Source organism: Bifidobacterium sp., from assembly GCF_022640935.1.
GTDB lineage: Bacteria > Actinomycetota > Actinomycetes > Actinomycetales > Bifidobacteriaceae > Bifidobacterium.
Genome location: NZ_JALCCV010000004.1, coordinates 25,277 through 50,259 on the forward strand (window position 1 = coordinate 25,277; position 24,983 = coordinate 50,259).

17 protein-coding genes, 2 tRNA genes and 1 riboswitch are annotated in these 24,983 nt (G+C 61.6%); of the genes, 6 read left to right on the forward strand and 13 right to left on the reverse strand.

Annotated elements, in window-relative coordinates; genetic code table 11:
- Window positions 1–106: 106 nt before the first annotated feature.
- Together lepB and rplS are read right to left on the reverse strand one after the other, a co-directional pair.
- A complete protein-coding gene (gene lepB / locus LKG04_RS02315) occupies window positions 107–904 on the reverse strand; it encodes a signal peptidase I (protein ID WP_291763206.1) in 798 nt (265 codons plus the stop codon).
- Window positions 905–1,309: 405 nt separating this feature from the next.
- Complete coding sequence (gene rplS / locus LKG04_RS02320) at window positions 1,310–1,675, reverse strand: 50S ribosomal protein L19 (RefSeq protein WP_291759610.1); 366 nt, start codon at window positions 1,673–1,675, stop codon at window positions 1,310–1,312.
- Between the two features lie 303 nt (window positions 1,676–1,978).
- A riboswitch (M-box (ykoK) riboswitch) is annotated at window positions 1,979–2,136 on the forward strand.
- Window positions 2,137–2,720: 584 nt separating this feature from the next.
- On the opposite strand from rplS, the gene LKG04_RS02325 reads away from it, so the two are divergent.
- Together LKG04_RS02325 and LKG04_RS02330 are read left to right on the forward strand one after the other, a co-directional pair.
- Window positions 2,721–4,478, forward strand: a complete 1,758-nt coding sequence (locus LKG04_RS02325) for an ABC transporter permease (protein ID WP_291759613.1) — start codon at window positions 2,721–2,723, stop codon at window positions 4,476–4,478.
- Between the two features lie 210 nt (window positions 4,479–4,688).
- Window positions 4,689–6,359 carry an ABC transporter ATP-binding protein gene (locus LKG04_RS02330; protein WP_291759915.1) on the forward strand — a complete coding sequence of 557 codons (1,671 nt, stop codon included), beginning with the start codon at window positions 4,689–4,691 and terminating at the stop codon, window positions 6,357–6,359.
- A gap of 188 nt (window positions 6,360–6,547) precedes the next feature.
- Here LKG04_RS02330 and pgi read toward each other — a convergent pair whose 3' ends face one another.
- Together pgi and LKG04_RS02340 are read right to left on the reverse strand one after the other, a co-directional pair.
- A complete protein-coding gene (pgi, locus tag LKG04_RS02335) occupies window positions 6,548–8,245 on the reverse strand; it encodes a glucose-6-phosphate isomerase (protein ID WP_291759615.1) in 1,698 nt (565 codons plus the stop codon).
- 155 nt (window positions 8,246–8,400) lie between these two features.
- Entirely contained in the window at window positions 8,401–9,549 is a 1,149-nt protein-coding gene (locus tag LKG04_RS02340; protein WP_024464394.1) for a mannose-1-phosphate guanylyltransferase, read from the reverse strand.
- A gap of 178 nt (window positions 9,550–9,727) precedes the next feature.
- On the opposite strand from LKG04_RS02340, the gene LKG04_RS02345 reads away from it, so the two are divergent.
- Window positions 9,728–9,803, forward strand: a tRNA-Thr gene (locus tag LKG04_RS02345).
- A gap of 147 nt (window positions 9,804–9,950) precedes the next feature.
- Here LKG04_RS02345 and LKG04_RS02350 read toward each other — a convergent pair.
- The gene (locus LKG04_RS02350) at window positions 9,951–10,985 is read right to left on the reverse strand and encodes a YdcF family protein (RefSeq protein WP_291759622.1); all 1,035 of its coding nucleotides are present in this window, start codon (window positions 10,983–10,985) and stop codon (window positions 9,951–9,953) included.
- 221 nt (window positions 10,986–11,206) lie between these two features.
- Between LKG04_RS02350 and LKG04_RS02355 the strand changes: the two genes are divergently transcribed.
- Window positions 11,207–12,172 carry a polyprenyl synthetase family protein gene (locus LKG04_RS02355; RefSeq protein WP_291759625.1) on the forward strand — a complete coding sequence of 322 codons (966 nt, stop codon included), beginning with the start codon at window positions 11,207–11,209 and terminating at the stop codon, window positions 12,170–12,172.
- Here LKG04_RS02355 and cydC read toward each other — a convergent pair whose 3' ends face one another.
- The 6 genes from cydC to LKG04_RS02385 form a co-directional block, all read right to left on the reverse strand.
- Entirely contained in the window at window positions 12,173–13,987 is a 1,815-nt protein-coding gene (cydC, locus tag LKG04_RS02360; protein WP_291759628.1) for a thiol reductant ABC exporter subunit CydC, read from the reverse strand.
- Window positions 13,968–15,935 (reverse strand): ABC transporter ATP-binding protein/permease, encoded by a 1,968-nt coding sequence (locus LKG04_RS02365; RefSeq protein ID WP_291759630.1) that lies wholly within the window; start codon window positions 15,933–15,935, stop codon window positions 13,968–13,970. Before LKG04_RS02365 ends, cydC begins: the two co-directional genes overlap by 20 nt.
- Window positions 15,936–16,411: 476 nt before the next feature.
- Window positions 16,412–17,443, reverse strand: coding sequence for a cytochrome d ubiquinol oxidase subunit II (cydB, locus tag LKG04_RS02370; protein ID WP_291759633.1), 1,032 nt, complete (start codon window positions 17,441–17,443; stop codon window positions 16,412–16,414).
- Entirely contained in the window at window positions 17,440–18,945 is a 1,506-nt protein-coding gene (locus LKG04_RS02375; RefSeq protein ID WP_291759636.1) for a cytochrome ubiquinol oxidase subunit I, read from the reverse strand. The genes cydB and LKG04_RS02375 overlap by 4 nt, the downstream gene beginning before the upstream one ends.
- Window positions 18,946–19,075: 130 nt before the next feature.
- Window positions 19,076–20,251, reverse strand: coding sequence for an NAD(P)/FAD-dependent oxidoreductase (locus tag LKG04_RS02380; RefSeq protein WP_291759639.1), 1,176 nt, complete (start codon window positions 20,249–20,251; stop codon window positions 19,076–19,078).
- 423 nt (window positions 20,252–20,674) lie between these two features.
- Window positions 20,675–20,758, reverse strand: a tRNA-Leu gene (locus LKG04_RS02385).
- A 348-nt stretch (window positions 20,759–21,106) separates the two neighbouring features.
- Here LKG04_RS02385 and LKG04_RS02390 point away from each other — a divergent pair.
- A complete protein-coding gene (locus LKG04_RS02390; protein ID WP_291759918.1) occupies window positions 21,107–22,108 on the forward strand; it encodes an AEC family transporter in 1,002 nt (333 codons plus the stop codon).
- 52 nt (window positions 22,109–22,160) lie between these two features.
- Here the strand turns inward: LKG04_RS02390 and LKG04_RS02395 are convergent, their stop codons facing one another.
- Entirely contained in the window at window positions 22,161–22,856 is a 696-nt protein-coding gene (locus LKG04_RS02395; protein ID WP_291759642.1) for a non-canonical purine NTP pyrophosphatase, read from the reverse strand.
- Window positions 22,857–23,050: 194 nt separating this feature from the next.
- Here LKG04_RS02395 and LKG04_RS02400 point away from each other — a divergent pair, with 194 nt between their 5' ends.
- A complete protein-coding gene (locus LKG04_RS02400; RefSeq protein WP_291759645.1) occupies window positions 23,051–24,403 on the forward strand; it encodes a nicotinate phosphoribosyltransferase in 1,353 nt (450 codons plus the stop codon).
- Between the two features lie 70 nt (window positions 24,404–24,473).
- On the opposite strand, the gene LKG04_RS02405 is transcribed toward LKG04_RS02400, so the two are convergent.
- Window positions 24,474–24,773 (reverse strand): DUF3039 domain-containing protein, encoded by a 300-nt coding sequence (locus LKG04_RS02405; protein ID WP_291759921.1) that lies wholly within the window; start codon window positions 24,771–24,773, stop codon window positions 24,474–24,476.
- Window positions 24,774–24,983: the final 210 nt, after the last annotated feature.

A 24,983-nucleotide genomic window follows, 5' to 3' on the forward strand; every position in this document is an offset into this window, starting at 1 on the left:
CCTGAGAGCCACTGCAACCGGCTGTTCAACGGCAGTATCCGGATTCACGGCTGCATCGGGCATTGCGCTATCTTCCAATCCATCGGCACACGGCATACGCACAATATCATTGTCGCTGGCCGCTCGGCGCGCTGCTGCGCGCGCTGCTCTGCATCGTGCCGGCGGGGACTTCGGCGAAGATGTCATGGTGTCCGCTCATCGTGCCGATGCGGTCAAAAGGCCAATACGTCACCAATGCCACACCAGTGATATCGCTGATCGGCACCAAGCCGTTGGCGCCATCGTCACGGTGGAATCGAGAATCGGCGGACGAGGAGCGGTTATCGCCCATGACGAACACATGATCCGCGCTCACATGCACGCGGAAGGCGAAGGCGCTGGGTTCCACCCCCGGACGGATATACGACGACTCATTGATCGCCACGCCGTTGATCGTCACCGGCTTGCCCGCGCCCTCGCACGCCACCACGTCACCAGGCAGGCCGATAAGCCGCTTGATGAGATCGTCGCCGAGGAATTGGTTGTTCTCATCCTGCAGCCAATGCGCCGGGTCTTTAAACACGACGACATCGCCGCGGTGCAGCGCGAAGATCCTCGGCGTAAGCTTGGTGGTGATGACGCGGTCGCCCGGAATGATGGTGTCCATCATGGATTGCGTGGGAATCGTATAAAAGCCCAACAGGAAAATGCGGACCAGCATCACGATCAGCACGGGGATGCCGCACCAGATCAGCGTATCCCGCCATCCCACGCCTCCCTCGCCCGATTCGGCGGGTGCGGAGTGCGCAGGGCTGTGCCGATAGGTCCGCGCAACAGGAACGGGATCGACACCTTGATCGGCGACCTCGAGGATATGGGAATCTTGGAGATCACCGTCTTCGGGCATCGCATCGGAACGCTGCATATATTCCTCCGAACCACCGCTCTTTACCATGATGCATACCAGACTCAAGCCCAAGGCTCCGGCACCGCATGAGCAAACCACGCCGCAGCGCTATTGCATATTGCCGCTGTGCGCGTCCGCTGCATGTCTACGCACGTCTGCGCGTCATCTTACCGGTCGAAGCCTACAGCGCAAGTGCGCTGCCCGCTGTGCATGCCGATTGCACGGGTGCCAGCCGCCCCGCGGCGAGCCAACGGACGCGGTTTCTCGTAGTTTTATCACGGAAAACCTATGCGCATGACGGTTTGACCAAGAACGGCCAACGGGTGAACGCCGGAAAACGCCAGTGGCCCGGCCGACCCACAAGGATCGGCCGGGCCACTGCGCCAGCATACTGGCAAACACACGAATGTCAGCCGAACACACTCACTTGGCGCTGTTATCGCGACGCTCGGTGATACGAGCAGCCTTGCCGCGCAGCGAGCGCAGGTAGTACAGCTTCGCGCGACGCACGCGTCCCTTACGCACCACCTTGATCGAATCGATCACCGGGGAATGCAGCGGGAAGCGGCGCTCGACGCCGTTGCCGAAGCTTACTTTGCGCACGATGAAGGTCTCGCGCACGCCGGCGCCCTGACGCGCCAGCACCACTCCGGTGAAGGTCTGGATACGGGAATTGCTGCCTTCCTGGATCTTGACGTTGACATCGACGGTGTCGCCGGAGCGGAACTCCGGAATGCTGTCGGCGGATTTCATATGAGAAGCATCGAATGCCTCGATGGCGTTAACCATGATTATCTCCTGTCGCTGCCGCATATCAGCGCACATCCTTGGGGCTTGCGCAGTCATCCGTTATTCTGCCAACGTATTGACGGCGCGCCCGACAATCTGTATTCCCAGCGCGTTGCCCTGGAAAGCCAGCCGATTCGCCGCAGAACCCTTGCGGGAACGCGGCTGAACCCCAGTGGAGCGGCAAGCCTATGCGGCGGCTTGTCACTCGACACAGCAAAATTCTATGGTAGACGATTCGGCAGACAGCATTCCGAAACTCCGGACGCGCCGCGATTGACAAATCCAAGCGCAGGTTTTACGTTGAAGTCGAATCGGTAGGTAAGGCTACCGCAGGGATATGGATCGCTGCCGCAAACCAGTGGAGACACTGTGCGCAGGCCAACAGTTCTTGTCGTGTCAAGGCATGAACTAATGCGGTGCCACCGCCCTGCGAGGCTGAAGCTCAAACGATGACGAGATGATGGCCGGCATTGCGCCGCCTCCCCGCAACCGCTTCGAGCGACCTGTCGACAATGGATGTTGACCGGATGCCCGGGCGCTCAGCACAGCAACGCATAAAGCATGCCGGGCGACTATGAATCACTTGGGTGCAGCATGCACAGGACGCAAGGAGGTGGGGGAACATGAGCGACAAACTTCCCAGTAATAGTTGCCGCATAACGAAATGCGGCGTGCGCAAGCAGGTCGCGCGCCGTCATCCTGTTTCTTCTGCTGCCGTTGGCGCCCGCTGCCGATAACGCTGCGACTCCGCTTCCACTGAGGTTGGGGAGTTCTCAACTGCACCTCGGCGGGTATGCCCGCCGTGCACACGCGTGCATACCCGGGATCATGCCGCGTCCGAGCCTCCCGAGCTGAGCGCCCGGCCCTACGGCGTCGGCACAGCACGCGGGCTCTGCGGCACACGCGCCCCGCAGAGCCCCCGACGATGTGCGTGTGCCTTCATGGACATGCGGCCGGGATGAAACAGATTCGAATCATATGCTCCGTCGATCATGCCGCATCCGGTTGCCTCCGGCCGGCATTGTCAAGACAAAGGAATGTTATCATGACTGTTTTCACTGTTCCACAGACCAAGGCGCCGCAGACACTAGGCTTGGCCACAGCACGCAGGCGTATTGTATCCGACTGTCTGGTGGCGGCCGGTATCCTCGCCGTGTTCGGCGTGTTGGCCTACCTGGCGCCGAATATCGCCGAACCCGTCGGCCCTCAAGGCATTCCATCGGCAGTATCCACGGATCTGCACGAACTGCCCTATGATGCACTGCGCTCGGTGCTGCGCATGGCCGTCGCACTGGGGTTCTCTTTCGTGTTCTCGGTGCTGTACGGGCTGGCGGCGGCTCGTTCGCGCCGCGCCGGAAAAGTGCTCATTCCATTGCTCGATGTGCTGCAATCCGTGCCGATCCTTGGTTTTCTTTCGGCCACCGTCACCATGTGGCTGGCGCTGTTCCCGGGTTCGATGCTCGGCGTGGAGGCCGCATCGGTGTTCGCGATCTTCACCAGCCAAGCGTGGAATATGGCCTTCGCCTTCCACCGTTCGCTGCTGAGCGAACCGGCGGAGCTCGACGAGGCCGCACGCATGTTCCGGCTCACGCGCTGGCAGCGGTTCTGGAAACTGGACATGCCCAATGCCGCGATCCCCATGCTGTACAACTGTATGATGAGCGTGAGCGGCGGCTGGTTCTTCCTGACCGCCTCGGAACTGATCTCGGTCAACAATCGCACCTATGCGCTGCCTGGCATCGGCAGTTTCGTAGCCCAGGCCGCAGACCAAGGCGACTTCGGCAAAGTCGGCTGGGGAATCGTCACGATGGTCGTCGTGGTGCTCGCCATTGACGTGCTGGTCTGGCGGCCGCTGACTGCCTGGTCACAAAAATTCCGCATAACCCAAAGCGAATCCGACATGCATCCCACGAGCCTGGTGCTCACCATCATCCGCCAGTCCCACATCGATGAATGGCTCGGCAGGCTGCTGCGGCCCGTCGGCGACACGCTGGAACTGATGACGCGCCCGCTGGGCCGCACCGGTTCGTTTCGAGCAGCCAAACCCGGCCGTCAGCGCGCCGGCGATATCGCATTCAACATCATCGTCGCCGTGGCGCTGTTCGCCGGCACCGTCGAGCTGTTTCTCGCCATCAAGGGCAGCATCGGGTTCACTGAGACCGGCCGTATCGTCGCGCTGGGAGGGCTGACGTTCCTGCGCGTGGCCCTGCTGACTGTCGCATGCTCAATCATCTGGGTGCCGATCGGCGCGATGATCGGTATGAATCCGCGCCTTTCGCGCATCATGCAGCCCGTCGTGCAGGTCTTCTCGAGCTTCCCAGCCAACTTCCTCTTTCCTTTCGTGACCATATGGTTCCTCGCATGGAATATCGATATCAACTGGGGGTCGATCCTGCTCATGGCGCTGGGCACGCAGTGGTACATCCTGTTCAACGTGATCGCGGGAGCCAGCCAGATCCCCGGCGATCTGGTCGAAATGGCCACGAATATGGGCCTGACGCGCACGATGCGCTGGAAGCGCCTGATTCTGCCCTCGGTGCTGGGCTCGTGGTGCACCGGCGGCATCACCGCAGCAGGCGGCGCCTGGAACGCTTCGATCATCGCGGAATTCGTGCGCTCCGGCGACCATACGCTGGTTGCCACAGGCCTAGGGTCATATATCACCGAGGCGACGGCGGCGGGCGACGCGATGAAAACGCTGGTCGGCATCGTGGTGATGAGCTTGTTCGTGGTCGCCGTCAACCGCCTGTTCTGGGAGCCGGTGGAACGGTACGCCGCCAAGCGGTTCACGCTGGTCGCCTGATGTGCCGGCTGCCTCATTCGCCGGCCGGTCGGCGCAGCCGCTGTTCAACAGGTCGCGGCCCGCAGGTCGGCACCCGATGATGCGCCGTTCCGGGCAGACAGCCGCATGCCGCACGCGGCCTAATGCGGAATACGAACAATGACAATGGATACGAAAGCTTTTGCATCACAATAAGGAGCCGGGAATATGAGCCTCACCATCAGGAACGCCATGACCAAAAGCCGCAGCACGCTGGATGGTCTCAATGCCAATCGGGATGACAGCATTATCAGCGCGCAGCACATCACCAAACGCTTCGTCACAGACAAAGGCGCGGATCTCACCGTGCTCGACGACATCTCCTTCACGCTGTACGACAATGAGATCGTCGCGATACTCGGCCGCTCAGGGGCCGGCAAATCTACTTTCCTGCGCGTTCTGGCCGGGCTGGTGCAGCCCAGCGAAGGGAACGTCGATTATCGCGGAGATCCATTGGCCGGTCCAAACCCAGGCGTCGCGCTCGTATTCCAGACCTTTGCGCTTATGCCGTGGCTCACGGTCCAGGCCAATGTCGAGCTCGGGCTTGAGGCGCGCGGCATGCCGCGCGGGCAGCGGCGCAAAGTGGCCCTTGCGGCCATTGATTCCATCGGCCTGGACGGCTTCGAATCAGCCTATCCGAAAGAGCTTTCCGGCGGCATGCGCCAGCGCGTCGGCATCGCGCGCGCACTCGTATTGCATCCCGACGCCTTGTTCATGGACGAACCGTTCTCAGCGCTCGACGTGCTGACCGCGGAGAATCTGCGCCAGGAAGTGCTCAATCTGTGGAGCGACAAGGACCACAGCATCCGTTCCATCCTGATGGTTACCCACAATATCGAAGAGGCTGTGGAAATGGCCGACCGCGTCATCGTGTTCGGCTCGCATCCGGGTCGGATCATTGCACAGGTGCCGGTCAACTTGCGTCGTCCGCGCGATCGGCACAGCGCCGACTTCGAAGCGCGCGTCGATTACCTGTATTCGGTGATGACGGGCGCGCGGCAAGAAGAGGACGACGCTGCTAACGCGGCTGGCGAAAGTGCCCGAACAGACAGCGCCGTCGAAGCCGCAGGAGAACCGTCGGCGAGACCGCGGCAAAAACCTTCGCCGAGCACTGCGGCCAGACCGGGGGCAGCTAAGACTGATGCCGAGGCAGTATTGCTGCCAACGCAGCCGGCAACAGAGCCGCCGACGGCCTCGGTGACCCCGGAAAATCAACAGTCCGGCGCCGAACACGCTCAGGGCAGACAAGACGATGATCGTGATGCGAGCGCCATACGGGGCATGGGCACGGCATTCGCCGATGAATCCGACGCGCCCGGCACACCTGCGGCGCCGACTGCCGCCGCACCGGCATCCAAACCGAAGCCGATATCAAACGACCAGCAGTTCATGCCGAACGCGACGCCGGGCGGCTTGGCGGGCCTGCTCGATGTGCTCGCGGAAAACCCTGACGGCATCGATCTGGCCGACCTGGCCGGTTTGCTCTCCTTCGAAGTGGATGATCTGTTCCCGCTGATCGATGCGGGCATGATGCTCGAAGTCCTCAATGTCCACGACGGCCACGCGCAGCTCACCAAACAAGGTTGGGAATGGCATGATGCCGACATCCTCGGTTCGAAGACGGTGTTCGCGCGCCTGGCCTTGCAGCACGCGCCGCTTGTGCGCACGATCGACCACGCGCTCAAGCAGTCGAAGTCCGGCCACCTGCGTGGTGAGCTGATCCTCGATCTGCTGCGCAACCGTCATGAGGATGCCAAGGCACGCCAGCAGTTCCACATCGCCGTTACCTGGGGGCGCTACGGCGAACTGTTCGATTACGACGCCGACGACGATATGCTCGTCCTTGACGAGGAAAATCGCTGACGGCGCATAATGCCCGCATCATCCCGAGGCCGGTGCGGGCATTATGTGCCGTATAGCCGTCTCCAGACAGCACGAATCCCGCACCATCATTGCGACGGTGCGGGATTCGTGGCGCCCGGGACGAGGGAGTTGCCGGGATTGACGTGACCTGTCAACGCCTGCGCATCAGCGCCGCGCCGGCAACGTAATCAGGCCTTGCGATGCTCACGGTAGAACCTGATCAGGCCCTGCGTCGAGGCATCCTGCTGCGCGAGCGCATCGTCATCCTGCGAGATCGCCGGGGTGATCTGCTTGGCGAGCTGCTTGCCCAGCTCCACGCCCCACTGATCGAAGGAATCGATGCCCCAGACCGTGCCCTCGACGAAGGTGATGTGCTCATAAAGCGCAATCAGCTCGCCTATCGAGAACGGGGTCAGCGCATCGCCGAAGATCGAAGTGGTCGGGCGGTTGCCCGTGAATACGCGGGCCGGCACGATCGTTTCGGCCGTGCCTTCCGCACGCACCTCGTCAGCGGTCTTGCCGAAGGCCAGCGCCTTGGTCTGTGCGAGGTAGTTGCCCAAGAACAGCTCATGCACGTCCTGGTCACCGTCCTTGGCCGGGTTCGGCGTGTTGGCGAAAGCGATGAAATCGGCCGGGATGAGCTGCGTGCCCTGATGGATCAGCTGGTAGAAAGCGTGTTGGCCGTTCGTGCCCGGCTCACCCCAGAAGATCTCACCGGTTTCCGTGGTGACCGGGGTGCCGTCCCAGCGCACAGACTTGCCGTTGGATTCCATGGTCAGCTGCTGCAGATAGGCCGGGAAGCGGTGCAGGTACTGGTCGTAGGGCAGCACAGCGTGCGAGGCGGCCTTGAAGAAGTTGCGGTACCAGACGTTCAAGATACCGAGCAGCACGACGACGTTCTTCTCGAACGGCGTGGTGGCGAAGTACTCGTCGATCGCATGGAAGCCGTGCAGGAACTCCTCGAAGCGCTCCGGCCCGAAGACCACAGCCAGCGAGGTGCCAACGGCGCCATCGACCGAGTAACGGCCGCCGACCCAGTTCCAGAAGCCGAAGGCATTCTTCGGGTCGATGCCGAATTCGGCGACCTTCTCCAAATTGGTGGAGACAGCCACGAAATGCTTGCTCACGGCTTCGGCGTTCTTCTCGTCCGAGCCGTCGACGGCGCCCGAAGCCTTGAGGCCTTCGAGCAGCCACGTGCGTGCCTCGCGGGCATTGGTGAGCGTCTCGAGCGTGGTGAAGGTCTTGGAGACGATGATGAACAGCGTAGTCTCCGGGTCCAGGCCCTTGGTTTTCTCGGCGATGTCATTGGGGTCGATGTTGGAGATGTAGCGTGCGCTGATGCCCGCGTCCGCATAGGCCTTGAGCGCCTCGTACACCATGACGGGGCCAAGGTCCGAGCCGCCGATGCCGATATTGACGACGGTGGTGATCTTCTTGCCGGTCACGCCAGTCCACTCGCCGGAGCGAACCTTGTCGGCGAAGGCGTAAATGCGCGAAAGCACTTCGCGCACATCCTTAACCGTGTCCTGGCCATCGACGATGACCTTGCCTTCGTCTTCCGCCGGGCGACGCAGCGCGGTGTGCAGCACGGCACGGTCTTCGGTGTTATTGATATGCACACCGGTATACATCGCCTTGGTGCGTTCGTCGAGCTTGACCGCCTTGGCAAGATCAGCGAACAGCGACAGCGTCTCGGGCTTGATCAGGTTTTTCGAGAGGTCGAAATGCAAGTCGCCCGCGTCGAAGCTGAGTTTCTCGACGCGCGACGAGTCATTGGCGAACCAAGTCTTGAGGTCGACGCCCTCGGCCTGCAGTTCGTCGAAATGCTGCTGCAGCGCGGCCCACTCTTGGGTCTGCGTCGCGTCAATAGGAGGATTGATGGCCATGTATGGTCCTTTCATCATCGCTATGAATCAGCGCACGGCATACGGACGGCTGCGAACCGTGCAGCGCGGTTGCACTGATTCCTTCATTTCACAAGGTACTCACAAAATTGGACAGGGCGCTGCGCAGCGCCCTCAGTCAAAAGCACCACCCGTTGCTACAGGATCGCGTCACGCCCCTCATCCTGGAGCTGCGATACGACGGACTTGATCTCCTGACTGCGGGCGCGCGGTGCGACGAGCAGCGCGTCCGGGGTGTCGGCCACGACCATGTCGTTGACCCCGAGCAGCACGATCGTGCGCCCGGATGCGGGGGCGACCACATCGCCGGCGGAGTCGAGGCACACCACTTGGTCGGCGTCTCCTATGACCTTGACATTGCGCTCGTTCGCGCTTGGCAGCAAGGCGGCCACCGAGTTGAAATCCCCGATGTCGTCCCAGCCGAAGTCTCCCGGGATCATCGCCACTCCCCCGCTCATGCTCAGCGGCTCGGCCACGGCGTAGTCGAAGGCGATCTTCTCGATGCTCGGCCAATAGCGGGCCATGGCCTCGTCCACGGCCTCATCCCTGGTTTCCGGCGGCGCCATGTACGCGTCGGCGATATGCGAAATCGCCTCGAACATCGCAGGATTGCCCGCCTGCAGATGTCCCAGCAGCACGTCCGCGCGCATGACGAACATGCCGGCGTTCCAGCGGTATTCGCCGGTCGACAGGTACGCCTGCGCAGTCGAGGCATCGGGCTTCTCCACGAAGCGCTCCACCTCGCGCGCGCTGGGCGCCTGGGGAATGCGCGCGGCGAGCGAAGGCCCTTGGTGGATGTATCCGAACGCGGTGGATGGGCGCGATGCGGCGATGCCAATGGTCGTGACGTAGCCGGCGCGCGCGGTCGCCACCGCCTGCCGGACCGATTCGGCGAAGGCTTCGGCGCCGCGTATCACATGATCGGCGGCGAAGGATCCGACGATCGTCTGCCCGCCGTGGCGCCGCGCGAGCACGGCAGTGGCCAAGGCAATCGCAGCCGTGGAATCCCGTGGAACCGGTTCGGCGAAGATGTTCTCGGCGCCCAGTTCGGGCAGCTGTTCGCGCACTTGCTGGATATAGCGCCAGCCGGTGCTCACCACGACGTGGTCCTTGCCTGCGATCGCCGCCAAGCGGTCGAAGGTCGATTGCAGCAGCGTACTCCCCTGCCCAAGGGGATCGAAAAGGAATTTCGGCCGGGCGACGCGGCTGAGCGGCCATAGCCGGGTGCCGGTGCCGCCCGCCGGAATAATCACATGAAAATCGTGCAAATCGTTCGTCTCGCCCATGCCCTCCATTGTCGCGCAGCGGCCGAACAAGCGCGTGGCACGAGCACACCGACGACAGCCGACGACAGCTGCCGCAGCCGAATGACACGGTCGATGCAGCTGGTGCATTGGACAAATTCGAGGCCATCCAGTACACTCATCATCTTGTGCGCGGGTGGCGAACGCCGCTCGGGCCAATGCCGCTTTAGCTCAGTTGGTAGAGCGTCTCACTCGTAATGAGAAGGTCGACAGTTCGATTCTGTCAAGCGGCTCCACTGTTTCCCCAATCGAATGTTCCTGCGAAGTTCAGGTTTCCCGTCTGTTCTCCGTCCTTTTCAGACCGTTGCCCAACACTTTCACGGGAAATGCGCCGAGGCCCTGTTCGGAACACTGCTCCGGAACCCCAGTCACGAGGCAGTACGTCAGAACCCGCCCGCGAACCACGGGATGAGCACATGGTCGGCGAGGATAAGGAGGAGCCACAGGATCGCGATGACGATATACGGCCCTAGGTGGGAGCGGCTGACGGCGATGAATTCGCGGATGAATGCGGCCGGCCAGTAATATCCCTTGGTGCTGCTGCCTACGCCATCGGCATTCAGCCCGAGCTTATGCGCATATTCACTGGCGCGGAACACGTGGTAGTCGCTGGTCACGAGCGCGGCGCGATAGGCGCGTGGTCCAGAGCCGCTGCGCGCATCCATAATCTTCTTCGAGAATGCGAGATTCTCCATCGTCGTCGTGGAACGGTCTTCCATCAGGATGCTGCCCTCCGGGACGTGGCATTCCTCGATCAGATACTTGCGCATGGCCGCAGCTTCGCTGACAACCTCGTCGCCGCCTTGCCCTCCGGATGCGACGAGCACGCCATGGCGCTGCTGGCGCTGCCACAGCTCCACGGCCTTGTCGACCCGGCCGCGCAGCAGCGGGCTCGGCCTGTCGCCATCGAGACCCGCGCCATGGATGATGATGTAGTCATAGCGGCGTTTGCGCGGCAGGGTGCGGTACACCCAGGAATATACGAGCAACGCGGCGAACGAGAAGAAGAACCACAGCCCCTCGAGCAGCGCCAGACCGATCAGGTTCGTCAGCCAGCGCGGGCCGGCGCCAAGGCCCCATATGAACAGCGCGAGGAAAAGAACGATGGCGAAGGCCAAGGCGCCTGGCAACATGGTGGCGGGCGACAACCCCTCTCGCCGGATGACGCTCACCGAATTTGCTATGAGAAAAAGAACCACCAGGAACGGCGCAAAGCCAACCGCTACGATCGCCAAGACGATAAGCCATTCCTGCTCGGAGATTATCAGCCCTGCGCCGATCAGCGAAATCTGCAAAAGCATGAACCAGATGGCGTTGCGGAATTGCCTAGGCTCGTTGAGAAATGATACGAGGAACACCGCCGCGAATACGGCCGCAGGCGCGAACAGCGCTGCGACCGCCCAAGGATTCAGACCCATGTCCTCCCCTTCTTTCGCTGTGCGTCGGTATTGCGCGCAGACACTGCAATCCATCTTAGCGGGCTGACCCGCTGGGCACCTGTACAGGGCTCGTGCGGCATGCGCACGCTGCACGCAGCTATCGTGCGTTCGGCGCCGCCTGAAATCAACAGGGCGGTCGCGGATGCGCCAAACATTGATATATTGGTATGGTTTATAGCCGAAGAACGAGAGCGGGGCGCATGTCAGTACAGCAGGAAATAACGTTGCAGTCGGATATGCGCCGCGTCGTCGAGACGCTTCACGGCGAGGAGGCCAGCGTCGCCCCGTACCGCCGCGAGTACCGCCAATTGCTCGACAATCACGGCAAGATGATTCGCGCTACGCTCGTCGTGCTGTTCGGCCGGGCAGCCGGCGGCAACGCCGGCAAGCTCGATGGCCAGGTCATCACTGGCGCAGCGGCGATCGAAATGCTGCATCTGGCCACGCTCGTGCACGACGATGTGCTTGACTCTGCTCCTATCCGGCGCAATCAGCCCACTGTGCACACCACCGCCGGCAACAAGGCGGCAATATATCTTGGCGATCTGATTCTGTCGCGCTACATGGAGATCATGGCACAAATCGCCCCGAGCACCGATTTCCTGCGCGAGCAGGCCTCGACCGTCTGCGAGATCGTCGGCGGCGAGCTGCTGCAGGAAGCGGCGCGCCATAACGCCGAAACGACGCTCGATTACTATCGCAAGGCCATCGGCGGAAAGACCGCCGCGCTTTTCCGACTCGCCTGCCTCACCGGAGTGCGGCTGGGCTCGCAGGCCCTCGACCCAGCGCTGCTGGAGACCGCGCGGGCTTTCGGCGATCACGTCGGCATGGCTTTCCAGATCATGGACGATATCGCCGATTTCGATCTCGCGCACGATACCGGCAAACCCAAGCTCGAAGACGTGTCGGATGGCATTTATACGCTTCCCGTGCTGCTGGCGCTGCGCGATGATCCCGATGTCGCCGGGCTGCTCAGCCGCAACGACCCAAAACTTGTGGAGGACTATCTCCAGCTGCATCCTGAGCTGATCCGGCGTTCCCAAGATGAAGCCATGCGGCATCTCGACGAGGCCGACGCATGCCTCGCCGGATCGGCTGACGCCTTCCAATCGGCGACGATCCGACAGATCAGGGATGTGCTGCGCCGCATCCGCGGGCAACTGTAGCTATGCCGTGAGTTCGCCGACGTCGAGCCGGTAGAGTTCGCGGAATCGCGCGTTGCTGCGATAGAGCTCGTGGGGCGCACCTTGCATCGCGATGCGCCCGGATTCGAGGAATACCACGCGGTCCGCGTCCTCGAGACCCTGCAAGTGATGGGTCACCCACAGCAGCGTGCGCTGCCGGCTCACACGCAAAATCGTGGCCATTAGCGTGCGTTCAGTGATCGGGTCGAGACCGATGGTCGGCTCGTCCAAGAGGATCACCGGCGTGTTCTTGAGCAGCACCCTGGCCAAGGCAAGGCGCTGGCGCTGGCCGCCGGAGAGCCGCCGGCCCGATTCGTCGACCGGCTCGGCAAGCTGATTCGGCAAACTGCGGACGAAGTCGCCGAGCTGCACGTCATCCAGCGCCTGCCAGACGTCGCCATCCGACGCGTCGGGCCGGCCGAGCCGCACATTGTCACCGATGGTCGTATTGAACACGAAGGCCTGCTGATTCAGGTAGCCGAACAGCCGCGCACGTTCGGCCTGCAATGCCCGCACGGGTATGCCGTTGACGCGGATCTCGCCGCGCTGAGGCAGGAGATCACCGAGCAGCAGCTGCAGAATCGTGGTCTTCCCTTCGCCGCTGGGGCCGAGCAGCGCCACTTTCCGGCCAGCCTCGATATGCAGACTGAAATCGTCGAGCAGCATGGGCTGGTCGGGACCGTAGGAGAACGTCACGTGGTCGAAATCAATGGCGCGCAGCGGCCCGACAAGCTGCTGCTGCACCACTTCGTCCGGCTGGTGCGCCTCGACGCGTTCGGTCAGCGCATTGAGATGCCCCAGGGAATCGTTGTACAGCGGCACTTCGGCGAAGGCTTGCGCGACGACGATGAAGCAATCGATCAGCGGGAACAACGACAGCACCGCGGCGGCCGCGAAATCCGCTCGGCTCGTACTGGATGTCAGGAACAGCGCCGAGCCCGCCAGCAGACCAACCGCCATCACAGCGAAGATCATCTGGATGGCGAAGTTGCGCCAGCGCTCGAACCGCTTCTGCTCGGCCTGACTTGCGCCAATCTGCGCAAACTGTTCGGCCCCGGTCGCGCCGAATTCCTCGCCACGATGCGTGATGAACCAGTCGCTTAAGCCTAGGTAGCTTTCGGTCACGGCCGTGTATTCGTGCTGCTGCGCCGCTTTTTCGCGTGCGTAGCGGGCATCGGAGAACGCCAGCGACATCAGCGGCACGGCGATCAGCACCAGCGCGAAGAGCAGGAACAGAATCAGGCTGGTCTGCCACGAGAAGACGCCGACGGCTATCGTGACGACGATCCACATGATATAGGCCACGATCGTGGGGAAAATTGTGCGCAGGTAGAAGTTCTCCAAATGGTCCAGATCGTCGGCCAACAGGCCCAGCACTGTGCCGGTCCGCTCGTGTTCGGTCAGGAATGCGGCATCACGCGACAGGGTGCGGTACAGCTGCACGCGCAGCTTGGAGACCACGCGCAGCACCCAGTCGTGGCTTGCGATGCGTTCGAGGTACTTGAACGACGGCCTGCCGATGCCGAAGGCGCGCGTGAGCACGATGGGCACGTAGACCGCGAAGATGTTGTACGGGTGACGGGCCGATCTGCTGATGAGAAATCCCGAGGTGAACATCAGTCCGGCGGCGCATACGAAAGTAAGCGCGCCAACGAGGAAAATCCCGGCCAGCAGCAGGCGGTGCTGCCGCAAGTAGGGCCAGAACCAGTGGTCGTTGCGCCAGATGCGCAGATAACGTGAGAAGCCGCTGGAGCGTGGAGCGCCATCGTCAATGCCATTATTCGCGGCGTTGCCCATTGAAACATCCTTCAATCTGGTTGCCTCCCATCTCATCGATGAGCTCTCGCAGCGGGCCTTCCCGGTTAAGCAATTGCGTTGGCGCGCCCGCATCCACGATGCGGCCTTCGTCAAGCACGAGCACCTTATCGACATTCGCCAGCCAGTGCAGACGGTGCGTGGCGAATATCACCAGGTGATCGTGCATAAGCGGCAGCAGGGTCTGTTTGAGCTCGTATTCGGTCTCAATGTCCAGGTGTGCGGTCGGCTCGTCAAACAACAGAATAGAGCGTGATCCGTCGGCGATGACCCGGGCCAAGGCGATGCGCTGGGCCTGCCCTCCGCTGATGCCGCGATTGCCCTCGCCGATCAGCGTGTCCAAACCATCGGGAAGCATGCCGAGCCAATCGCCCAGTCCGGCCTGCTCGGCGGCGTCGCGCACATCGTCGGCGCCCGCTGACTGGTTGTAGAAGCGGATGTTATCAGCGATGGAGCCGCTGAAAATATACGGCGTCTGCGGAATATAGCTGATATGCCGCTGCCATGCGGGCGCGTTGAAGTGCGCGCGCTGCTGACCATCAAGTTCAATGTCCCCCTGCTGGGGAATGTTGAAACCGGCCAGCATATTGATCAGCGTTGACTTGCCTGCGCCCGATCGGCCGATGATGGCGACTTTCTCGAAGCCGTGCAGCGTGAAGGACAGGTCGTGCAACGCGGGATGGGCATCACCGGGTTGACTGGCTGCGACGGCACCCGCTGTGGCGATTGCGACGCTGGCCGTGTTGCTGGAAATACCGGTATCAGCCTCATCCGCGCCGTTATTCTCATCGCTGACCTTGCCGCCGGCGTCGTTGGCGTCGTCACTGCCTTTTGCGCCGGTTGCGCCACCGTTAGCATCATGCGCACGGCGTTCATGCACACTGTGTTCATACACGCTGTGTTCATACACAAACGCAAGCCCGCGCACCTTCAGCGTGCTGCCGTTCCCCCAGCCTGGCCAGTCAAGGCCGTCGTCTTGTTCAGGTTCGGGCGTACCGAGCAGTCCGTTGATGTCTTGCAGTGCGTTCTTGCCGTTGAGCGTCGCGTGATAGTCGTCGCCGAACTGGCGGATGGGCAGGAAGTATTCCGGCGCGAGAATCAGCGAAAACAGCGCCGGAAACAGCACTACCGTGCCGTTGATCAGCGCGTTGCCCAGAGCTACGGCCATGATCGCAATCGCCAAAGTCGTGAAGAAGTCGAGCGCGAAGGTGGAGGTCATCGCTACTCTGAGCACGCTGTTCGTGCGCTTGCGGAAGCGATCGCTGGCGCTGGCGACCGTGCGCTCGTACTCCTTGTCGACGCCCAGCATCCGCAGGGTCGGCAGGCCCAGAATCGTGTCGACGAACGTGTTGCTCAGCGCGCGGAATTCGGCGTATTGCTTGTCGGATTTGTCGCGGGCCGCGATGCCCAGGATAGCCATGAAGAAGAACAGCAGCGGCAGCACGAGCAGCAGCACGAGGCCGCTGAGCCAGCTTTGCGACCAAACGGCGACCAGCACGATGGCCGGGATGAACGACATATCCATCATCTTCGGCAGCACAGTCCGGATGTAGGTCTTGGTCTGGTCGAGTCCCTCGATCAGCATGGTCACCGATGCGCCCGTTCCCCGCTTGGCCAATGCTGCCGGCCCGAGCCGGAAGACCTTGCGCTGCACTTGCGGCCGCAGCTCATCGACAACGCCACCGGCATAATACGTGGCGACGCGCTGCTTGCCCACTTCGCACAGCTGCCGACAGGCGAAGGCCGTGCCGAATATCGCCACGGGCAACAGCAGCGACGCCATGGCATGCCGCTGCCAGATCTCCACCAACGCGCGTGTCAGGCCATAGGCCTGCGCCACGATGCTGGCGCCCTGCGCCAGCGAAAGCACCGCCAGCAAACCCGTGGTCCTTCTGAACCCGGGAAATCGGAACAGTCTTTTGTCGATCATCGCACGCCTTCTTGTCTCATTGCAGTGAACCGCGACACTGCTGTACGTATGCACATGGAAAACCTGTATGCCTTTTAGGCCGTACATCGCCGACGCCTATGCGTGCATCGCTGCAGCCATTGCAATCGTAATCTGGCCGCACGCGGATATTCCCTGCCAACAGCGACCTGCCTGCGCTATGTGAGGAGATAATCAACTCTTGCGGAGATCTATCTGCGTTGTGCAGGGCGTTATTTCGCGAGCATCATGTATCGGGCTGCTGGAAATCGTCATTTTTCTACCAAGGCTCGAGGTGTCATGAGATTAGCGTCTCAACCAGCGCAGATACATGCCACATGGTGTTTATTCGAAGTATTCCGCCATTCAAAACCAGCTATTTGCGCGCCGCCTGGACGCAGCTAGCTGCAGCTCGTTCGAAGGCTGCGTCGGCATATGCCGACGCAGCCTTCGACAGCCCAGCCCGCCCTCAGCCGCTGTTACTCCGCGTATTTCAGATTGGCGTCAGGCGCATCGACAGCGGGCAGACGCTTGCGTTGGATGGCGTAGCTCCACGCGAAGTACGCCACGACGGCCGGCAGCAGCACGCACAGCACGACGGTCATGATGGCCATGGTGTACGGAGAAGCCGCGGCATCCTTGATGAGCAGATCATTGGCCGCATCGGTCGCGATCATCACGCGCGGGAAGAGACCATTGAAGATGAAGGCGATGATCCCCGCCAGCGTCACGGCCGACGAAATGAAGGCCCAGCCACCGCGATGGGCGAGCGCGGAAGCATGCCCGGCGATGGTCGCCGCGAGTATCACCACGGTGATCAGCCAGCTCGAAACCGGGCGCACCGCATAGAAATCGGTGAAGATCAGCGCAAGCACCACGAACGCTGCGAGCGCTGGATAGGCGATCCAATAGGCCTTCTGCGTCACATTGAGCATCTTGCGCGACATGACGCGGTCGAGCTTGAGGCTCAGGAAATGCAGCCCATGCACGAAGCAGAAGAACACGACGGCGACGCCGCCGATCACAGACAGCCAGTTGAATACGTCGAAGAAGCCAGCCCATGCGTTGCCATCGCTGTCCATCGGCACACCCTGGATGAGGCTGGTGAGCATCATCCCCAAGAAGAACGGCGCGGCGAGGCTGCCGACGAAATTCGCCCACTGCCATACCGAACGCTCGCGGTCGGTGAGCGCATGCGCGGAGAATTCGAACGATACGCCGCGCAGAATGAGTCCGACGAGCACCAGAAACAGCAGAATGTAATAGCCGGAGAACAGGCTGGCATACCACAGCGGGAACGCCGCGAACATGGCGCCGCCGGCGGTGATGAGCCACACTTCGTTGCCATCCCAATGCGGGCCGATGGCACGCATGAACAGGCTGCGCTCGCGGCCATTCTCCGCAATAAAGCGCGTGGCCATGCCGACGCCGAAGTCGAGGCCGTCAAACGCAAGGAACAGCGCGAACAACAGCGCGATGACGATGAACCATAAGCCTTCCAGGAAATTCATGAGAGTGCCACGCTCCTTTCAGTACCACCTGCGTTGCCAGAAATCGAACCAGTTGATTGAGCAGACACAGGCGATGTGCGTTCAGCCGCCCTGGCTTTGCCGGCCGGCAGCTCGCCCTCGCCGTCGGGGCCTTGGTAGAGCACCCGGCGCGAGTAGAAGATCATCACCGCTCCGAGCAGCAGGAACAGCAGGAAGTAGACGATGTTGGTGAATAGCAGGCTCGGCACGGTCGCGGTCGGCGAGACGCCGTCGGCGATGGTCAGCAGCCCGTAGACGATCCATGGGTAACGCCCGAGCTCGGTGATGAGCCAGCCGCCGGTGGTGCCGATGAACGGTGTGAAGGTGCACGCCCCCATAATCCACAGCAGCCAGCGGTAGTTCATCAGCGTGTCCTTGCCTTTGCGCGTGAACCATAGCGCCAGGATCGACGCCAGCCCCGCTATTGCCGCGGACAGCGCCATGAATCTGAAGCTCCAGAACAGCGTGGTGACCGGCACATAGTAGTTCATGTCCTTGCCGAACTTCGCGTCGTACTGCTCATGCAGCTCTTTGTTGACCGTGTTCATGCCCTTGACCGAGCCTGATGTGCTGTGATATGAGAGCAACGAGAGCATATAGGGGATCTCGATGCTGTTGGCGGTCTTGTCCTTCTCGTTGATCAGCGAGACGACGGCCCACGGGGCCGGGTCGCTGGTGTCGTCGTATATGGCCTCGGTCGCCGCGAATTTCATCGGCTGGTCCCTGATGATGAACTGGGTCTGCAAGTCGCCGGCGTACGTAGCGAATATGGCGCCGACGAGCGCAACGACCGCGCCGAAGCGGATCGACTTGGTGAAGAAGGCCTTGTCGCCGTCGTGCTGCTGCGTGCGCTTGTGCAGCATCCCGAAGGCGCTCATGCCCAGGATGATCATGCCGCCGGTCATCACCGCCGCGAAGATGACGTGCGGGAAGGCCCGCCACAGCTGCGGGTTTGCGACCACATCCATGAAGCTGCGCAGCCGCACGTGCCCGGTCGCCTTGTTGATCTCGAAGCCGGTCGGGTGCTGCATGAAGCTATTGGCCGCCAAGATCCAGATAGCCGAGAGGGTCGAGCCCAACCAAGTCAGCCACATGAATATCGCGTGCACGGCAGGCTTGAAGCGGTCCCAGGTGAACATCCACACGCCGATGAAGGTCGACTCCATGAAGAAGGCGAGCAGCGCCTCGATAGCCAAGGGGGCTCCGAAGATATCACCCATGAAACGCGAGTAGTTCGACCAGTTCATGCCGAACTGGAACTCCTGGATGATGCCGGTGACCACGCCCACGACGAAGCTCAGCAGGAAGATCTTGCCCCAAAATTTCGCCATTTTCAGGTACACGGGCTTCTTGTTCGCCGCGTACATCGTCTCCATGATGGCCACGGCGAGCGCCAGCCCGATAGAAACCGGGATGAAGAAGAAATGGTAGATGGTCGTCATCGCGAATTGGAATCGCGACAGCCCCAGAATGGATAGTCCCACGATTATGCCTCTTTTCGAACGCTGCCTCGCACAATGGCAATTCGCACCTTACCGATCGTACGGTGTCATTGGCCGGGCCGTGGCCCATATTCAATGCACGGCCCGATCAATGCGGCAGCAGGTCAGCGGATCAGTTGCTTTCCAGCATTTCCTTCACATGCGCGAGCTCAAGCACCGAGCGGTCATTGACCAAGCGCTTGACCATGCCGACCTTGCGGCCCTTGAGCTTCCAGTGGCCCATCATATTGATTTGCGCCACGCCGGCGTGTGGGCCGAGCGAGCAGACCGTGCCCACGCTCTTGAACACGAACTTGCCCGTTTCGCGCCCGGACAGCTTCGCCGCAATGTTGGCCGCGGCTGCGTCGGCCTGCGCGATCGAGATCTGCGCGGTCGTGGGATACGGCCGGCCCGACTGTGCATCCGGCACGGCGCTGACGTCGCCGACGAGGAACTCGTTCGGGTGGCCCTTGACCGACAGGTCCTGCTGGACCATGACCCGGTTGCGCCGCTGCTCGTAGCCGGAATCGCAGATCACGTGGCTGCCGCGCACACCGGTGGTCCAGATGATCGTGTTGGCATGGAATTCCTGGTCTCCTGCCACCACGACGCCGGGGCGGACTTCAGTGATCGCCACGCCGGTATGCATGGCGACGCCTTTGCCGGTGAGATAGTCGAGCGCCCAAGTCGCCAGATTCTCGGGCAGCATTCCAAGCACCTTCGGCGACGCCTCGATGCAGATGAGCTGAATCAGATCCTCAGGCAGCGAATATTCCTTCGCCAGCTGCGGCAAGCGCCATGTGAGCTCGCCAAGCAGCTCGATGCCGGTGAACCCGGCCCCGCACACCACGATGTGCAAATCGTTCTCGTCATGGCTGGTCGCATAGTTCGCCAGCGTCTTCTCCATATGCTTGCGCACCGCGAGCGCAGAATCGATGTTATTAAACGACATGCTGTTCTCCTCGGCGCCTGGGATGCCGAAGGTTTCGGATTCGAAGCCCAGCGCATTGACCAGATAGTCATAGGCCAGCGGCTCGCCCTTCTTGAGGATCACCTGGCTATGCTCACGGTCGATGCGCTCGACCGTGTCGATGACCACGTCAACCGTGTCCGGAACCGTGTCACGGATGTCAAACGTGATGTCGGAGAGTTCCTTGTTTCCCGCCACGACCTCGTGCAGCTGCGTGGATTCGTAATGGTAAGGGTGATCGTTGACCAGGACGATGCGGGCATCGACCTTCTCGTGGATCAGCCGCTTGACTGTGCGCATGCCCGCATAACCCGCGCCTAGAACAGCAATTGTCGCCATAATGCCACCTTCGTATGATGAGATCTCTTCTTCCATGGGCAGCGTCAAACGACGCCGCATCGCGCCGCGTCGAACCTCCGCCCAAATTACGAATTCATTATATATACCGATGGCTTTCGCAACAGTCCCGAAGCGCAACGCACGCCCTATTCGGGCGATTATGAGGGAAATATCACATTTCGAAGACACGATGTCGCGAAAATGCGGCGCAGCCGTCAAAGCCGTGCAGAAGCAGCTGGTGCATACGGACGCGGCGATGACGCCGGATGCGCACGCGGATCCGTTCGATGATGATCTTGATGGCGTGAGCGAAGCCCTGAATGGCATTCTTCTCAGGTATGCGACCAAAACGTGCCCAAAACAGATTTCGAAGGCAGCGCGAATCTTTCTTTTCCCAGTACCCCCCGTCCCTTGTTTCCGTTGTGCACACAAAGGGACTCGAACCCTCAAGGCCGCAAGGCCACAGGAACCTAAATCCTGCGCGTATACCAATTCCGCCATGTGTGCAACAGCCCTGCGACCGCGACAGTCGCAGGGCCTTCATTAATCTAGCATGCCTGCAGGAGTGACGAACCGGCGAACATGCGATGACGCGGATCTGGCACTATCTCGGTCCTGATGTGGGGATGCGCTGTATGAGACCACTCAGTCATCACTACCCTCGCACTAATCGAACCCTAGCGCGGGGAATGCGACGGATCGGAATGATAACGACGCTGAGCGAGGATGGCACTGGGTGAAACGCCGCTGGGCAAGAACGACACGGAGGGCGCCGGCATCAATAGGCGCCACGACTTATCATGGCGGTGGCGCGCCATACGCGAAGGCCGCCGCCAGACCTACGAAGAGGAAGTCATGTCCGCGATCATCCAACCGGCGACGCTGGTGCTCATCATTCTGGCGGGCTACCTGTTCAAACGCATGCACCTGTTTGGCTCGCGCGATTATCGCATTGTGCAGACCGCGGAATTCAATCTGATCTTGCCAGGCGCCATTGCCTACTCTTTCGCCACCAACCCGCACGATGTCAGTCTGCTCGCGGTTTCGGCGTTTTCGCTGACGGCCGCCCTGCTGCCTTCGCTGCTGATCTACCTGTGTTCGCGGCACCGCCCGGTGAGCGACCGAGCGTTTCTCATGCTCAATGGATCCGGTTTCAACATCGGCTGCTTCTGCTTCCCTGTTCTTCAGTCGCTGTTGGGGTCTCCGGCGCTTGTCCCCGCAGCGATGTTCGATATTGGCAACAGCGTCATGGTCGCGGCAGGAACCAATGTCATCATGCAGACGCTGCTGCACATCGAACCGGGGAAAACCTTGGCGCAGCAGCACGCTGGGCAGTCTCCGACGCTGCCGTACATGCGCCCAATGGATCATGACGCCCGGCGGTTGCAACGTCGCGCCCTGTATCGCAATGTGGCGCGCGGGTTCCTGTCTTCGGCCTCATTCGACACGTATATCCTGATGGTGCTGCTCATGCTGATTGGCGTTACGCTGCCGGACTGGATCACGACGGTGGCCAGCCCCTTTTACTCCGCCAATGCCTTCTGCTCGATGCTCATGGTCGGCATGCTCACCGAATTGCCCCGGGATATGCACGACATCAAGGCCGTTCTCGAGATCATCGGCTGGCGGCTGCCTTGTTCGCTGGCGTTCGCTGCCGCAGCTTGGTTCCTGCTCCCTTTCGACCCGATCGTGCGCGAGGCCGTAGCCTTGTGCTGTCTCGCCCCCACGGCGATTTTCGCCACGATGTTCACAGACAAAGTGCTGGGCAACGCTCGGCTCGCAGGCTTCACGCTATCCGTGACGGCCGTGATCGCCATCATCATGATGATGGGATTCCATTTGCTCGTCGGTGCATGATGCGGCGCGGCCGACACCTTTTCCGCGAAAACAACACATGCGCGAGGCATCCTCAGCCTAACAGGCGTTCAATGTCGGGCATCAGGGCGGCGATGGCCTTGCCGCGATGGGAGATCGCATTCTTTTCAGTCGGAACCATTTCGGCGCTGGTCAACGGCTCGCCCTGCTCGTTCGTGCGATTCGGCTGGTCGTCCGGCACGAAGAGCGGGTCGTAGCCGAAGCCGTGTTCGCCGCGCGGCGAGCGGATGATCCTGCCCGGCATATCGCCGGTTTCCACGTATTGAACCGCGATGTCATACGTGACCGAATCAGCCTCAACCTGCACCTCGGCATTGCTGCGTGCAAGGGCTTCCGGCACTGCGAGCGCGGCCGCGCAGCGGAAGCGCGCCGTGCGATGCACATCGGGTATATCCGCGAGCTGGGCCAGCAGCAGAGCGTTATTCGCCTGGTCATCGCCGTGGACGCCTGACCAGCGTGCCGAAAGAATGCCAGGCGCGGCTCCCAGCACGTCGACGATCAGCCCGCTGTCGTCGGCGAGGGCGGGCAGGCCGGTGCGGCCAGCGACATCACGCGCCTTGAGCAACGCGTTTTCCGCGAAGCTTGCGCCGGTCTCCACTGGATCCGGCAATCCCAACGACCCGGCGGAGACGAGTTCGACCTTCTGCGCTAAATCACCCAGATCCTGCTGCATAATGCGGCGGATTTCGAAGAGCTTGCCCTCGTTATGCGTCGCGACCACGATTCTCATGATTATTGCTCCTTCTCGGCCTGAATCAGATGCACGGCCTAGTGACCCGGGATCGCGCCCGATTCCACCGTGATTCAGCCCATCGTACAATCGGAATCGAACGTGTGCAGAGCGAACGGTTAGACTTGAGGTCGGCGTTCGATTCACCACGCCATGTGCAACTGCGCGCGACTACGCACGACGAAAGGGCGACGATGGCTGACTCCTCGACAGCAGATTATTCGGCAGCGCCGGGTTCAACGGCACTGATGACGGATATGTACGAATACACCATGCTCGATGCGGCGCTGCGCGACGGCACCGCCCGGCGCACATGCGTCTTCGAAGTATTCACGAGGCATCTGCCCGCAGGCCGCCGCTACGGGGTCGTAGCCGGCACCGGCCGCATCCTAGACGCGCTTGAGCACTTCCAGCTGGGCGACGAGGAACTCAGATTCCTCTCCGATCGCGGCATCGTCAGCCGTGAAACACGCGATTGGCTCGAGCATTTCCGATTCTCCGGATCAATCACCGGCTATCGCGAGGGGGAGATGTTCTTCCCGAACTCCCCGGTCCTGCAAGTGGAGGGCACTTTCGGCGAATGCACGCTGCTGGAAACACTGGTCCTCTCGATTCTCAACTATGACTCGGCTGTCGCTTCCGCAGCCTCGCGCATGGTCACCTCGGCCAGGGAACGCCCGTGCATGGATATGGGAGGACGCCGCGCCAACGAGTCGGCTGCGGTGGCGGCGTCACGCGCCGCCGTCATCGGCGGATTCCAAGGCACCGCCAATCTGCTGGCCGCGCAGCGGTACAATCTCAAAGCGATCGGCACCGCCGCCCATTGCTTCACGCTCGTACATGACTCCGAACGCGACGCCTTCCAGGCGCAGATCGATGCGCTGGGCAAGAACACCACGTTGCTTGTCGACACCTACAACATCGAGGAAGCCGTGAAAACCGCGGTCGAAGTGGCTGGCCCTGAGCTGGGTGGCGTGCGCATCGATTCGGGCGATCTGGCATCGCTCGCACAGCGCGTGCGCAACCAGCTCGACGCCTTGGGAGCTAAGAACACGAAGATCACCGTGACCAACGATTTGGACGAATACGCACTGGCGGCATTGCAATCGGCTCCTGTGGACTCCTACGGCGTGGGCACGATGCTCGTCACCGGCTCCGGCGCGCCGACCTGCGCGATGGTCTACAAGCTCGCCGAACGCGAGAACAGCGAGGGCGTGATGCAGCCCGTGGCCAAGAAGTCCCAGGACAAGGCGAGCGTGCCCGGCCGCAAGCTGGCCTATCGTTCGTACGAATACAGCCTCGCCGAATGCGAGCATGTGATTTCCGGTTCGGAACACGAACTCGCCGATTATCAGGCGCCCGACGGGTGGAAGGATCTGCTGGTGCGCTATGTCGATCATGGAACCGCCGACGCGCAGTACCAAGGCCATGAGGCTATTATGAACGCACAGGCGTATCGCGCAAAGTCTCTGGCTGAGTTGCCCATCGCCGCGCAGTCGCTGATGAAAGGCGACCCAGCGATCCCGACCGAAATCACCGTGCTGTAGCACGATGGCGCTGGACTCGACGGCGCTTGCAACCGATTGGGCTGCAGGCGCCGTATGCAACGGCCCTGGCCTATTTGCCGGTCATCTCCTCATAAATGCGCTTGCAGTCTGGGCATACGGGGTATTGGGACGGATCGTGCCTGGGCACCCAGATCTTGCCACATAACGCCACCACGGGCCGACCGGTCATGCGCGACTCCATGATGCGGTCCTTGGAGACGTAGTGGGCAAAGCGGTCGGCGTCGCCGTCATCCGATTTGCTCGTCTGCTCTTCGGTCTGCGAACGTTCCAGGACGGCGGTGCCGGTATTGGCATCCGGATTGGAGAGCGGGGAGACTGGATCGGTCTCGTTGCGCGCCGCGTCTCGCATTATCCGTCCACGCGCGACCTGCCCCGGCATGACCTGTTCGCTCATTGCCTGTTCACGCGTTGCCCACCCTCGCACGATTGCACGGCTGTCTTGCGTGTCGTGCGACGCATCCGTCAGTTCGCCCAGCATAGTGTCCGTCCTTCAATGTGGATACCGTCTTCGCGGCCTGTGCCGCCGCGTATTGCAGCCGCCGCGCCTTGCGCGCCGCGC

Coding starts and splice junctions, on each gene's coding strand:
- lepB (WP_291763206.1), bottom strand. CDS start 904: ATGCAGCGTTCCGATGCGATGCCCGAAGACGGTGATCTCCAAGATTCC.
- rplS (WP_291759610.1), bottom strand. CDS start 1,675: ATGGTTAACGCCATCGAGGCATTCGATGCTTCTCATATGAAATCCGCC.
- LKG04_RS02325 (WP_291759613.1), top strand. CDS start 2,721: ATGACTGTTTTCACTGTTCCACAGACCAAGGCGCCGCAGACACTAGGC.
- LKG04_RS02330 (WP_291759915.1), top strand. CDS start 4,689: ATGACCAAAAGCCGCAGCACGCTGGATGGTCTCAATGCCAATCGGGAT.
- pgi (WP_291759615.1), bottom strand. CDS start 8,245: ATGGCCATCAATCCTCCTATTGACGCGACGCAGACCCAAGAGTGGGCC.
- LKG04_RS02340 (WP_024464394.1), bottom strand. CDS start 9,549: ATGGGCGAGACGAACGATTTGCACGATTTTCATGTGATTATTCCGGCG.
- LKG04_RS02350 (WP_291759622.1), bottom strand. CDS start 10,985: ATGGGTCTGAATCCTTGGGCGGTCGCAGCGCTGTTCGCGCCTGCGGCC.
- LKG04_RS02355 (WP_291759625.1), top strand. CDS start 11,207: ATGTCAGTACAGCAGGAAATAACGTTGCAGTCGGATATGCGCCGCGTC.
- cydC (WP_291759628.1), bottom strand. CDS start 13,987: ATGGGCAACGCCGCGAATAATGGCATTGACGATGGCGCTCCACGCTCC.
- LKG04_RS02365 (WP_291759630.1), bottom strand. CDS start 15,935: ATGATCGACAAAAGACTGTTCCGATTTCCCGGGTTCAGAAGGACCACG.
- cydB (WP_291759633.1), bottom strand. CDS start 17,443: ATGAATTTCCTGGAAGGCTTATGGTTCATCGTCATCGCGCTGTTGTTC.
- LKG04_RS02380 (WP_291759639.1), bottom strand. CDS start 20,251: ATGGCGACAATTGCTGTTCTAGGCGCGGGTTATGCGGGCATGCGCACA.
- LKG04_RS02390 (WP_291759918.1), top strand. CDS start 21,107: ATGTCCGCGATCATCCAACCGGCGACGCTGGTGCTCATCATTCTGGCG.
- LKG04_RS02395 (WP_291759642.1), bottom strand. CDS start 22,856: ATGAGAATCGTGGTCGCGACGCATAACGAGGGCAAGCTCTTCGAAATC.
- LKG04_RS02400 (WP_291759645.1), top strand. CDS start 23,051: ATGGCTGACTCCTCGACAGCAGATTATTCGGCAGCGCCGGGTTCAACG.
- LKG04_RS02405 (WP_291759921.1), bottom strand. CDS start 24,773: ATGCGAGACGCGGCGCGCAACGAGACCGATCCAGTCTCCCCGCTCTCC.